The 12,679-nt window shown below is 56.8% G+C and carries 13 protein-coding genes; 10 read left to right on the forward strand and 3 right to left on the reverse strand.

The window, feature by feature from the left end; translation table 11 throughout:
* Positions 1–118: 118 nt before the first annotated feature.
* The 5 genes from recQ (at position 119) to LWH94_RS01675 (ending at position 5,942) form a co-directional block, all read left to right on the forward strand.
* Entirely contained in the window at positions 119–1,993 is a 1,875-nt protein-coding gene (recQ, locus tag LWH94_RS01655) for a DNA helicase RecQ (protein WP_232901145.1), read from the forward strand.
* 209 nt (positions 1,994–2,202) lie between these two features.
* The gene (locus LWH94_RS01660; protein WP_332875476.1) at positions 2,203–3,117 is read left to right on the forward strand and encodes a hypothetical protein; all 915 of its coding nucleotides are present in this window, start codon (positions 2,203–2,205) and stop codon (positions 3,115–3,117) included.
* 84 nt (positions 3,118–3,201) lie between these two features.
* The gene (locus LWH94_RS01665; protein WP_232900989.1) at positions 3,202–4,728 is read left to right on the forward strand and encodes a carbon-nitrogen hydrolase family protein; all 1,527 of its coding nucleotides are present in this window, start codon (positions 3,202–3,204) and stop codon (positions 4,726–4,728) included.
* A 154-nt stretch (positions 4,729–4,882) separates the two neighbouring features.
* Positions 4,883–5,281, forward strand: coding sequence for a hypothetical protein (locus tag LWH94_RS01670; RefSeq protein WP_058340929.1), 399 nt, complete (start codon positions 4,883–4,885; stop codon positions 5,279–5,281).
* Between the two features lie 46 nt (positions 5,282–5,327).
* Complete coding sequence (locus tag LWH94_RS01675) at positions 5,328–5,942, forward strand: helix-hairpin-helix domain-containing protein (protein WP_094623994.1); 615 nt, start codon at positions 5,328–5,330, stop codon at positions 5,940–5,942.
* Between the two features lie 8 nt (positions 5,943–5,950).
* Here the strand turns inward: LWH94_RS01675 and senB are convergent, their stop codons facing one another.
* Positions 5,951–6,922, reverse strand: coding sequence for a selenoneine biosynthesis selenosugar synthase SenB (senB, locus tag LWH94_RS01680; RefSeq protein WP_232900990.1), 972 nt, complete (start codon positions 6,920–6,922; stop codon positions 5,951–5,953).
* 167 nt (positions 6,923–7,089) lie between these two features.
* On the opposite strand from senB, the gene LWH94_RS01685 reads away from it, so the two are divergent.
* From LWH94_RS01685 to LWH94_RS01700, 4 genes are all read left to right on the forward strand, one after another.
* A complete protein-coding gene (locus LWH94_RS01685) occupies positions 7,090–7,968 on the forward strand; it encodes a putative selenate ABC transporter substrate-binding protein (protein WP_232900992.1) in 879 nt (292 codons plus the stop codon).
* Entirely contained in the window at positions 7,968–8,618 is a 651-nt protein-coding gene (locus tag LWH94_RS01690; protein ID WP_232900994.1) for an ATP-binding cassette domain-containing protein, read from the forward strand. Before LWH94_RS01685 ends, LWH94_RS01690 begins: the two co-directional genes overlap by 1 nt.
* 17 nt (positions 8,619–8,635) lie before the next feature.
* The gene (locus LWH94_RS01695; protein WP_232900996.1) at positions 8,636–10,102 is read left to right on the forward strand and encodes a PhnE/PtxC family ABC transporter permease; all 1,467 of its coding nucleotides are present in this window, start codon (positions 8,636–8,638) and stop codon (positions 10,100–10,102) included.
* A 142-nt stretch (positions 10,103–10,244) separates the two neighbouring features.
* Positions 10,245–10,823: a hypothetical protein gene (locus LWH94_RS01700; RefSeq protein WP_232900997.1), complete on the forward strand. Its 579-nt coding sequence runs from the start codon at positions 10,245–10,247 to the stop codon at positions 10,821–10,823.
* Here the strand turns inward: LWH94_RS01700 and LWH94_RS01705 are convergent.
* Both LWH94_RS01705 and LWH94_RS01710 read right to left on the reverse strand, forming a co-directional pair.
* Complete coding sequence (locus LWH94_RS01705) at positions 10,816–11,112, reverse strand: hypothetical protein (protein WP_058340923.1); 297 nt, start codon at positions 11,110–11,112, stop codon at positions 10,816–10,818. The genes LWH94_RS01700 and LWH94_RS01705 overlap by 8 nt on opposite strands.
* A 40-nt stretch (positions 11,113–11,152) precedes the next feature.
* On the reverse strand, positions 11,153–11,602 hold the full coding sequence (locus LWH94_RS01710; RefSeq protein ID WP_232900999.1) for a hypothetical protein: 450 nt from the start codon (positions 11,600–11,602) through the stop codon (positions 11,153–11,155).
* A gap of 137 nt (positions 11,603–11,739) precedes the next feature.
* Between LWH94_RS01710 and LWH94_RS01715 the strand changes: the two genes are divergently transcribed.
* Positions 11,740–12,660 (forward strand): ABC transporter ATP-binding protein, encoded by a 921-nt coding sequence (locus LWH94_RS01715; RefSeq protein ID WP_022988235.1) that lies wholly within the window; start codon positions 11,740–11,742, stop codon positions 12,658–12,660.
* Positions 12,661–12,679 lie beyond the last annotated feature (19 nt).

Here is a 12,679-nt window from a genome sequence, read left to right on the forward strand (position 1 = left end):
ATTCTATCCTGTCTTGGCACTGATTTCCTCCACCGAAATGGCGGGGTTAACCAATCCCGCCGGCGGATCTGTTATCATCCCCGCCCTGAACATTTCCCGCCCACAGGCAAAGACCAGCATGTATCCGGACCAGGATTTTGACCAACTGACCCGCGAACCCCCTTCTGCCACCGGCCGAAGCCCGGAGCAGGTTCTGCACGAGGTATTCGGTTACGAAAGTTTCCGGCCGCTGCAGGGCGATATCGTGCAGGAAGTGGTGGGCGGTGGTGATGCCCTGGTACTGATGCCCACCGGCGGCGGTAAGTCCTTGTGTTATCAGGTGCCGGCGCTGGTTCGACCGGGTACGGCGGTGGTCATCTCGCCGCTGATCGCCCTGATGCAGGACCAGGTGGCCGCCCTGAAACAACTGGGCGTGAAAGCGGCGTTCCTGAACTCCACCATGGATTTCGAGCAGGCCCGGGCCACCGAATATGCCCTAATGACCGGCGAACTGGACCTGCTGTATTGCGCACCGGAACGGCTGATCCAGCCTCGTACCATTGAACTGCTGCACAACGCGTCCCTGTCTCTGTTTGCCATCGACGAAGCCCACTGTGTCTCCCAGTGGGGCCATGATTTCCGGTCTGATTACCTGCAGCTGAGCATGCTGGCGGAAGAATTTCCCGGCATTCCCCGGATTGCCCTGACCGCAACCGCCGATGAGCGTACCCGAAAGGAAATAGCCGAGCGCCTGTCACTGACCCAGGCCCGGCACTTCATCAGCGGTTTCGATCGTCCGAACATCCAGTATCGAATCACTCCAAAAACCAATGCCAACAAACAGTTACTGGACTTTATTAAAGCCGAACATGAAAGTGACTGCGGCATTGTTTACTGCCTTTCCCGGAACAAGGTAGACGCCACTGCCAGGTTGCTGGCCAGCAAAGGCTACCTGGCACTGCCCTACCACGCCGGCCTGACTGCCGAAGAACGAGCCAGGAACCAAGAACGCTTTCTGCGCGAAGATGGCGTAATCATTGTGGCGACCATCGCCTTTGGCATGGGCATCGACAAACCGGATGTCAGGTTTGTTGCCCACCTGGACCTTCCCAAGAGCCTGGAAGCCTACTACCAGGAAACCGGCCGGGCCGGTCGTGACGGCAAACCCTCGACGGCCTGGATGGTTTACGGCCTGCAGGATGTCATCAAACTGCGGCAGATGCTGGAAGCGTCCCTGGGCAATGACCAGTTTAAACGTGTCGAGCGGCAGAAACTGGATGCCATGCTGGGCCTGTGTGAAGTCACTCAATGCCGCCGGCAGGTTCTGCTGCGCTACTTCGGTGACACCCTAGAGCAGCCCTGCGGTAACTGCGACACCTGCCTGAACCCGCCGGAAACCTGGGATGGCACGGTTGCTGTACAGAAAGCCCTGTCTTGCGTGTACCGTACCGGCCAGCGCTTTGGCGTTAACTATGTCATTGATGTGCTACGCGGCTCAGAGAACGAACGCATCCTGCAATCCGGCCACCAGGCCATTTCCACCTATGGCATCGGGCAGGATTTATCGGCGACCGAATGGAAGTCGGTATTCCGGCAACTGGTGGCTAACGGATATCTCCGCGCAGATCCGGAAGGCTATGGCGCCCTGCAGCTGACCGAACGCTGCCGCCCCCTGCTGAAAGGTGAACAGCCTATTCAGCTGCGTAAAGACCCGGTGCAGAAGAAGAGCTCCGGCAGCAAGTCATCTGGCAGTCGCGCCAGCGGGCAGGATATCCGGGACCAGGTCACCGACCACGCTGGCTGGGACGCCTTGCGGGCCTGCCGCAAGGAGCTGGCAGACAAGCAGGGGGTGCCGCCCTATGTGATCTTCCACGACACCACCCTGTTTGAAATGCTCCAGCGCCGCCCTGGCAGTATCGAAGAACTGGGCGAAATCAGCGGGGTTGGTGCCGCCAAGCTGGAGAAGTACGGCGAAACTTTCCTTCAGGCCATCGCCGAACTGGGTGCTGGCTAACCGAGCGAGGGCGGATTATTCCGCCTTGAAGCCCTTTTTCCGCACCCGGTCCGGCCCAACCTCCTCTATACTGTCGATCAAAGCCATGAATTTGGTGTCCTGGTTCCAGTTACCGCGAATTTGCGTTGCAAAATTGCCCGTAAAGCAACAACAATGCAAATCAGAACAATACAACGACATTTCACGCATCTTCCAGAAGGAAAGCCGACTTGGGTTGTACTCCCCTTTTCCGCGTCGTTTCTTTCGCGGCCTGCCTGCTGGCAAGCCTGGTACCCGCCACCCATGTGGTTGCCGAAACAACAGACAACCACCGGGAGCTCACCCTCTGGTACCGCAACTACGATAGCCCGGCAATTCGCAACCTGGTGTTGCTGGCCCTGGACAAAACCCCCGAATACGGCAGCTACGAGTTACTTCGCAGTGTAGAGGTCAGCCAGGGGCGGGCCTTGCTGGAGCTGACCAAACGTAACAACCGTATCCTTGATATTGCCAACGTTGCCACCACGGCTGAACGGGAAGACAGCCTGAACCCGATCCCGGTTCCGGTGGATGGCGGCTTGCTGGGCTTTCGGGTTTGCCTGGTCATGCCGGAAAACCTGCCGAAGTTCAAAGATATTTCCAGCCTTGAAGACATCAAAGCCCGTAAAATCAGTATTGGCCAGGGAACGCACTGGCCAGACACCCCGATTCTCGAGGCCAACGGGCTACGAGTCATCACCAATCCACGTTTCGAAGTGCTGTTCGGGATGCTGCTGAACCAACGTTTCGACTGCTTTGCCCGGGGCATCAGTGAAGTACTGTTTGACCTCGAACAGCCCCGCGCCAGTGGCCTGGTGATTGAGCCTAATCTCCTGATTGCTTACCCGCTACCTTCATACCTGTTTGCCGCAAAACACGATCACGACACCGCCCACCGGCTTCAGCTTGGCATTGAGCGCGCCATCAATGATGGCAGTTTTGCGGACTATCTGAACACATACTTCGGCCGCGCGATGAACGAACTTAACCTCAAGCATCGCACCATCATCACCCTCAAGAACCCGTACCTCAGTGATGAATCCAATGGTATTGGCCGGAAAACGCTGGAAGAGCTGAGCCGGCGTATCAAATACCTGGACCAATAGTCCCGGGCGAAGTATTCAGGAACCTCTGTTAAACTGATGCATCCTGAACCGTGCATCCGCTCGTCAAAAACGGAGAATCTCTGAATGGCCCACGAAGAACTGCACCTGAACCTGCGCAACCTCACCCTCGAGGATTACCCACAGCTCCAGGAACTGATGGACGATGTTTATGACGACATCGGCGGTGCATGGCCAAAAGACACCATCAAGGCGCTGGTGGAGCAATTCCCGGATGGCCAGATCTGTATTGAAGACAATGGCCACCTGGTAGCCGTAGCACTAACCGTAAGCGTTAAGTACGAGCGGTTCAGCAACCCCCACGCCTACGACGACCTGATCCTTCGCAACGAAAAGATCTGGCACAACCCCAATGGTGATTCCCTGTACGGGCTGGATGTGTTCATCCACCATGAATATCGCGGCTATCGTCTGGGTCGGCGCTTGTATGAAGCCCGAAAGGAACTGTGTCGCTCCATGAACCTTCGGGCCATCCTGGCCGGCGGCCGTATTCCCAACTACTTCAAGTATTCCGAGCAGTACACCCCGGAAGAGTACATCCATCGGGTAGACCGCAAAGAGATCTACGATCCGATTCTGAGCTTCCAGCTCTCCAATGACTTCCAGGTTACCCGGCTGATGCACAAATACCTGCCGGAAGACGAAAAATCCATGGGCTATGCCACGCTTCTGGAGTGGCGAAACATCCTGTATACCCCGCCCTCCTCAGTGCTGGACGTGAAGAAAACCCAGGTGCGTATGGGGGCAGTTCAGTGGCAGATGCGGGAATTCACCTCTGTTGAGGAAGTGCTCAAGCAGGTGGAGTACTTCGTCGATGCCCTGTCGGACTACAAAAGCGATTTCGCCCTGTTCCCCGAGTTCTTCAACGCGCCGTTGATGGGCCTGACCGATCAGATGGACCAGACCCGCGCCATTCGCTTCCTGGCCGGCTTTACCGAACAGTTCCGTAACGAGATGTCGGAAATGGCTGTCAGCTACAACATCAACATCATCACCGGCTCCATGCCGCTGATCGAGAACGACCGGGTATACAACGTCTCCTATCTCTGCCACCGGGACGGTCGGGTTGATGAGCAGCGCAAGATTCACATCACACCCCATGAACGCCGTGACTGGGTGATCGAAGGTGGCAACAGCTTCGAGGTGTTCGAAACAGATGCCGGCCGCGTGGCTATCCAGATCTGCTACGACATCGAATTCCCGGAATTGGGTCGTATTGCAGCCAGCCAGAACGTCGATATTATCTGTGTGCCCTTCTGGACAGACACCAAGAACGGCTACCTGCGGGTACGCCACTGCGCCCAGGCGCGAGCCATTGAAAACGAATGCTATGTGGTGATCACCGGGAGCGTGGGTAACTTGCCCAAGGTGGAAAACCTGGACGTTCAGTACGCCCAGTCATCCGTATTCTCGCCTTCGGACTTCGCCTTCCCCCACGATGCCGTGATGGCGGAAACCACGCCCAACACCGAGATGATCATGTTCTCGGATATGGACCTGGAAAAGCTGAAACTGGTACGTAACGAAGGTTCTGTCACTAATCTTAAAGATCGCCGTGTTGATATGTACGAAATCAAAACCCGTTCACGGTAACGGATCTGGCCCGGAATCACCGGCCAGGCTCTTGAACCCTTCCCTGAAAGGGTTACCGTAGACGGCTGACAGCATTGCCATAATTGCTTTCGCCGTCTATTGTTTGATCTATATACACATTCTGATGTACTGAAAAACGCAGAGATACAGGTTAATGAACGACCCACTACCGGATCTGGTTGCCCGCTTCCGTGTTCGCCAGGGACTGTTTCGTAAAGAAACCGTCGAGGCCCGCGTGTACGAGCTGGACAGCTATGGCTGCGTGATGAAAACCGACAAGGTTTTCGAGCCGGGCGATACCCTGGTTCTGGAGCTGGTAATGGATATGCCGTTTGAGGAAATCCGGGCCGAGGGTGTCTCCGGCCTGGTCACCGAAAAGAGAAAGCACTGTAGCAATTTCTTCTATTCGATTGATTTTTCTGACCTTAACACCAAAGACGCATCTCCCCTGTCAGAAAAACTCCGGCGCATTCACGAAGTACTTCTGAAAAAACAAAGCCTCAAATCCCGCCGTGGCCCGGGCCCCGTCGCGAGCATGAGGCAACTGGCCTGATACCCCGTAGTACTTACCAAGCATCCGTCTGCAAGGAGACGTCCCCATGGCAAAGAAAGCCAAACCGAGCGTAGATAAGATCGTCAAGAAGGTGAACAAAGAGTTCGAGAAAACCTCTGCCCAGATCGAGGGGCTGATTAGCGATGCCCTGCAACAGTTCGACCACCTGCAGCACCAGATTCAGGACCCCGTGCGCAAGCTGCTCAAAGACATGGACGAGCTGCGTGACCGGGAAATGAAGCGTTTTAACGAAGAGTTCGAGCGCCGGATGAACGAGTTCCACGAATTGCAGGCCACCCTGCTGGAGCGTGTGGGTATTGCCTCCAAGGAAGCCCGCAAAGCGGCGGACGAAACAGCCAGCAAGGCCAAGTCTGCGGCCAAATCCGCTACAGGCAGCAAGCCGGCTGCAAAAAAGGCGCCTGCCAAAAAGCCTGCCGCCAGGAAAGCTGCTACTCCGAAGGCAGCCAAGCCTGCGGACAAGTCTGATCTTACCCGCGTGAAGGGTATCGGACCGGCGACTGCGAAGAAGATGAAAGAAGCAGGCATTACTTCCATCGAGCAGATTGCCAACCCGAGCGCCGAAGACAAGCAGAAGCTGGAAGCCTTCAAGAGCATGAAAGGCTACAGCCAGCTGACCGCCGAGGCGAAAAAAGTACTGTAAAACGTACCTTAGCCTCGAATGTCGAGTACCCGCGCCAGAGCCTCGTCCAGGCTCTGGCGTTCTTTTTCAGGAGTGAAGGTTTCAGCGAGCGCCGACACAGCCGCTCTCAGTTTTGCCAGGTACTCCGGTTCCCGCTCTGCCCGGCTCATCAACTGGGCCAGTGCCTTGTCATCCCCAACCGGGAAATAGCCCGGATAATCCTCACCCAACAGCCCCTTATTGCCCGGAATATCCGACGCCAGAATGGGCAAACCTGCCCTGCAGGCTTCAGAGACCACATTCGCGCCACCTTCCATCACAGAGCTGATGACCATCACACTGCTCACGGCCATCAGGTTTTCCAGACCCGGTTTATCCAGCTCCCCTAACCAGTGAAAGCGCGGGTTATCCTTGCTTTCTGCCAGCGCTTTCTCACACCACTCCTCGGTGTGCGGGCGGCCGGCACAATTAACGACAATGCTGGAATCTTCCGGCAGGTGGCGCGCGGCAAGGGCGGCCCGCAGGCTGTCTTTTTCATCACGCAGGTGGCCGATCACACAGATATTGAACTGCCCTGATTCCGGCCGGGAGCCGCCACGCACGGCAGGCTGCGCCGCAGACTGGCGAAGAGTAACCAGTTTGTCGCGGAACGATTCCGGAATGTCCCGGCCTACCAGGTCGTGCAGGCCTATCAGCAAATCCGCCGTGTCCATCGAAACCAAGGTAGCCCCGGGATATTCATGCTGGTGATGATAAATATCGGTACCCGTCAGCACGACAATTAATGGCTTGTCCGGATTTTGCTCTCTCCATGCCTCTACCGCATGCGCACTGCGCCAGGCGTGAAGGGCGATCATAAGATCAGCCGTTTCTCCTTCATATTCGGTCAATACCTGGACCTGATGGCCGGATTGCTCCAGCAGTACCTGCCAGCGCAGGGCCGTGGCTCGATTGCCGGCCTTGGAGTCCGGGCCGGCAGGAGTGATGATCAGAATATGCATAAAGGGTGTCCGATAAATTTACCGAAATTCTGCATGCGCCAGTGCTCCGGGTAAAGGATACCTGCGTATACCGGTTCAGACTTGTGGTAATTCACGGTATCCTGAGGCTGCCTTCGGCGCTGGCCGGACCACCCAAAAGCTCCCCCGACTAAAAGGAATGAATCATCATGGTCATCAAACATCTACGGAAATGGCTGGTTTCCGGCCTTCTGTCTTTTTCTGCCGTCACTGCCGTACAGGCACAAACCTTCGTGTTTACGGCTATTCCTGATGAGGATGAAACGAAGCTGGTAGAGCGCTTTCGTGGCGTGGCCGATTACCTTTCCGAGCAACTCGATGTAGACGTTCGTTATATCCCGGTAAAATCCTATGCGGCAGCGGTATCCGCCTTCCGCAACAACCAGGTGCAGCTGGCCTGGTTTGGCGGGCTGTCCGGTGTGCAGGCGCGGCGCCTGGTGCCGGGTTCTGAGGCCATCGCCCAGGGCGTGGAAGACGAAGCCTTCGTCACCTACTTCATCGCCAACACCAGCACCGAAATCGAGCCGGCAGACAGCCTGGCGGACCTTGAAGACAACCTGCGTGGCAAAACCTTTACCTTTGGTTCCAAGGGTTCTACCTCCGGCCGCCTGATGCCCGAGTTCCACCTGCGCGATACCTTTGGCGAGGCCCCGGAATCTCTGTTTTCCCGTGTTGGTTTCAGCGGTAACCATACCCGTACTCTTCGCCTGGTAGAGGCTGGCACCTATGAAGTGGGCGCGCTCAACTTCCAGGTCTGGGAAAAAGAGCTGGCAGATGGAAACATCGATACCGATGCCGTTCAGGTTATCTGGAAAACCCCGGCGTACCCGGATTACCAGTGGACCATCCGCGGTGACGTGAACGAGCGGTTCGGTGAAGGTTTCAAAGACAAGGTGACCAAGGCCCTGCTGGAACTGGACGATCCGGCACTGCTTGAAAGCTTCCCCCGTTCCGGCTTTATTCCGGCGTCTAACGATGATTACGAGCCCATTCGCAAGACCGCTGAAAACATCGGAATCCTCGATTGATGCCAGGATTTGATTTTCATGGTCTGACAGCCAGCTTTAACGGAGAGCGGGTGATTGGCCCGCTCTCCCTGCACGTAAATGAAGGCGAGCATGTGGCGCTGGTCGGCAAAAGTGGCGCCGGCAAGTCTACGCTGATCCGTTTGCTTTACGACCGGCTTGAGAGTGAGGCATCCCTGATTCCGCAAGGCCTGGGGTTGGTGAACGCGCTGCCGGTATTTCATAACGTGTTTATGGGACAACTGGACCGACATCCCGGCTGGTATAACGCCCTGACCCTGATTCGCCCGTTCCGTCGCGACCGCGACACCGTAAAGGCCTTGCTCAAAGAACTGGAAATTCCCGAGAAACAGTGGATACCGGCGGCTGCACTGTCTGGCGGGCAACGCCAGCGGGTGGCCATTGCCCGGGCCATCTACCGGCAGGCCCCTGTGCTGTTAGCGGATGAGCCCATTTCGGCACTGGATGGCCCCATGGCGCACCTGGTCATGAAAACCCTCACCAACCGGTTCTCCACCTCGATTATTGCTTTGCACGATGTGGACATGGCACTGCGTTACTGTAACCGGATCATCGGCATTCAGGACGGCCAGGTAGCGCTGGACGAAGCGGCTTCCTCGCTTGTCGCATCCGACATCATGTCGCTGTATTAACGGGCCAGAACCAGTTTATGTTTTCCTACCCCACCGTCAGAGCCAGTTTCATCTTCCTTGCCATTGCGCTCGGCGGTTTGCTGGTGGCCGATATTGCCATCACCACCGCCAACCCCTGGCAGGATCTTGGCCGGTTCTTTCTGGGCGTAGCTACCCCCAACTTTTTCAGCACCGAAGGCCTGATGACCGCCCTGCTGCGCACGGTGGCGTTCGCCTTCGTGGGTGTAACCATCGGCAGCCTGGCAGGATTTCTGCTGGCGCTGGGTTATCAGTTTCTGCCGGTTCGAATCTTCTGTGCCTTCATCCGTTCGATTCATGAGTTGTTCTGGGCGCTGATCTTCTTACAGTTCTTCGGTTTCCACCCACTGACCGGCGTGCTGGCCATTGCCATCCCCTATTCGGGTATCTTCGCCAAGGTGTACTCGGAGATCTTTGAAGAGTCTGATCCGGAGCCCGGCCGCCTGCTGCCTCCCGGCACCGGTTCGGTGTCAGCCTTTCTGTATGCCCGTATTCCGGATTGCTGGGAACAGATCCGCACCTACACCTCTTACCGCCTGGAATGCGGCCTGCGCTCCTCGGCCATTCTCGGTTTCGTGGGTTTACCTACGCTGGGGTTCTACCTGGAATCGTCGTTCTCCCAGGGCATGTATTCCGATGCCGGCGCCATGCTGATTCTGTTCTATATCCTGATTGCCACCCTGCCCCTGTGGGTTCGTCCGAAATTGCTGCCGTTCTACATTCTGGCCGCTCCGTTCTTTCTGGGAGACGGGCTCCCCATTGTCTGGGGCAATGTGGAGCGGTTCTTCACCGAAGACATCATCCCGGCTCCGCTGCGTGATGGCGAGGGGCTTGCCGGCCTGTCTGCCTGGTTCGGGGATGTAATGGTCACCGAGGCACTGCCGGGCATCTGGAACACCATTGTCCTTACCCAGATTGCCCTGGTGGCTACGGGTATTATTTCCCTGCTGGCATTCCCGCTGATTTCCAACCACTTTGGTGGCCCGGTGCGCCGTACCTCCGGCCATGTGTTGCTGGTGATTGCCCGCTCCACGCCGGAATACATCCTGGCTTACATCCTGTTGCAACTCTGGGGGCCGTCCATGCTGCCGGCGGTGGTGGCACTGGCCCTGCACAACGGTGGCATTATCGGCCACCTGATCGGTCGCCAGACCAACACCCTTCAGTTGCGCCCGGATGCGCCCACCGGCTTCACCCGGTACAGCTGGGAACTGGTTCCCCGGGTTTACCGGTCCTTCCTGGCCTTTCTGTTCTACCGCTGGGAAATCATCATGCGGGAAACAGCCATCCTGGGCATCCTCGGCATCTACACGCTGGGCTTCTATGTCGACAGTGCCATACAGAACATTCGTTTCGACCGGGCCATGGTACTGATACTGATCACAGCCCTGCTGAACATTGGCGTTGATGCACTGGGCCGCTACATCCGCCGGAAACTGGCCCTGCAGACCATGCAAACCTGCTGATCAGCTGAGACCAGCATCACAATTCCCGCGCCTGAAATGCCGGTACTGCCAGAATTGGGAAGCCGGTTACCTTGCCGATCGTTACATATCGTTACAATGCCTTATCGTTCTAATTTCAGGAATGCGAGGCAAGATACCCTTCATGGTCAACGGACTGGTCACTGTTACTGAACTCGGCTTGCTGGCACTGGTCGGCATTCTGGCAATCCGGATGGTTGCCCTGTCCCGGGGAGAAGCACTTCAACTGGCAGGTGGTATAGCGGAACCGGAAATATCCGGCCCGGTGGCAAGGCGCACGGCGCGTACTGGCAAGCAGGTGAAAATTGCCTCTGCCCATGGCACCGAACTGCGCACCCAGCTGCACATTCTGGCCGGGCTCCAGGAGCGGGATTGTCGGGATAAGGGGCTTTTGCTGGCCGAGGCGCCAGAGGCAGTGCGGATGTACGCAGCCGCCTGGTTGTATGGGGCCGGTTGTGCACTGAGCCGCCAACCGGTGCGCCATTCCGATGCCCTGGCAGTCATGGTGGCACGCATTGTCAGCCGTAAAACAGGCATTCGCCAACCGGAAGCATTGCAGGCTATCAGCACCCTCACCTCCAGTTCCGTGTTACTGGCTTGCTACCGGGCCGGCCTTGAAGGTGCTGAACACTGGCAGCAACATCAGTATGTACCGGCACCCTCCAGCCTTTACGACGCAGCCACCAGCAACGCGTTTATCTGACGGCTTCAACTTCCCAATTACTGCCAAGGTTAATCGCTGTGGTGCCGGTTTCGTCCTCTGCGGGCACTCCGGCGATCACCGGCCGGGTAAACCCGCCGTCGTCAGTGTGCTGCATGGAGTCGACATCCACAGACCGTACCAGCCAGGATTTCCCGCCTGCGTTCACACGCGCCCGGTGGGTGAGCCCGAAGACAAAGCGGCAGTAATCGAGTTTGAGCTGAAGCAAATCCTGTTCTGCCTTGAGAATCTTTCTGAGCAGAACCTTTTGAACACTTTCCCCGTAATCCATCACATTTCCCTGGAGATTGTTGTATTTTCCAGGAATTTAACTACTTCTCCGCACGAAAGACCAGTGTTGACGGCACATTTTCGATTAAATCCTGGCCATCCTGAAAATCGATTCTCCAGATCATTTCACTGCCAGTGGTACAAAACGGCGCGGTAAACCTGGCCCGGTATTCCAGCGATTCTTCCCGTACCAGTGGCACCGGGTACTCGCCCATGTACATATTTTCGCCCCTAAGTACCGCCAGAAACCGATCCGGCGCATCCGGCACGGTTACCTGAAGCTGGTATTCCACGCCCTGGTCTCCTTCCGGGCCGGGGGTCAGCTTGACCTGCCACTGGCCTTGATCCGTTTGCCAGCTGCAAGGGCCTGCAAGCAGGTCGCAAGGTGGCTTCTTCTCCTCGTTGCTGGCTTCGTTCAGGTAGTCGGGAGCAAATGCCAGTATCGCTACAGCAGCAATCAGTAAACCCCCTGTTACGATGGCTCGTATCATATCAGCAGCCTCTCATCCCCTTTTTGAAGGGGCATTATGGGCATAAATGCCGACATGGCAAAGGTTTCTAAACCGCGGCCAGCATGAGAAAATGCCCGGCTTTCTGGCTTGAATCACCCAAGAAACAGGATACCGCTGTGCAACCGGACATCTCCGTAAAGCACCTGAACAAGATCTACGAAGACGGCTTTCAGGCCCTGAAAGACGTTAACCTGGAAATCTACCCGGGAGAGATCTTCGCCTTGCTTGGCCCCAATGGTGCGGGCAAAACCACGATGATTTCCATCATCTGCGGGATAGTGAACAAGAGCAACGGCGAAGTAACCGCTGCCGGCCACGATATCGTTAAAAACTACCGCAAGGCCCGCGAAGCCATCGGCCTGGTACCCCAGGAGTTGAATACCGATTCCTTTGAAACCGTATGGGATGCGGTGTCGTTCAGCCGCGGCCTGTTTGGCAAGGCCCCGAAACCGGCCCACATAGAGAAGGTACTGAAAGACCTCTCCCTGTGGGACAAGCGCAACAACCGCATCATGTCGCTGTCTGGCGGCATGAAACGCCGGGTGATGATTGCCAAGGCCCTGTCCCACGAGCCTCGCATTCTGTTTCTGGACGAGCCCACCGCGGGCGTGGATGTAGAGCTTCGCCGTGACATGTGGGAGATGGTCCGGAAACTCCGCGAGAACGGCACCACCATAATCCTGACCACTCATTACATCGAAGAAGCCGAGGAAATGGCGGACCGCATCGGGGTGATTCGCCAGGGCCAGATTATCCTGGTTGAAGACAAGGACACCCTGATGTCCAAGCTGGGTAAAAAAGAACTGCGCCTGCAGCTGCAGCACAAACTCGACAGGGTGCCAGGCGAACTCACCCTGGAGCCCGTCGAGCTTTCGGAAGACGGCTACGAGCTGATCTACACCTTTGACTCCCAGCAACAGCAAGCCGGCGTCGCCCGCTTACTTCGGACCCTTGGGGATCTGGGCATCGAGTACCGGGACCTGCAAACCCGGGAAAGCTCCCTGGAAGAGATTTTTGTGGGCCTGGTTCACGAATAAGCCGCCCGAACGGAGAGAG

It is taken from the genome of Marinobacter sp. G11, assembly GCF_021282325.1.
Taxonomy (GTDB): Bacteria; Pseudomonadota; Gammaproteobacteria; order Pseudomonadales; family Oleiphilaceae; genus Marinobacter; species Marinobacter vinifirmus.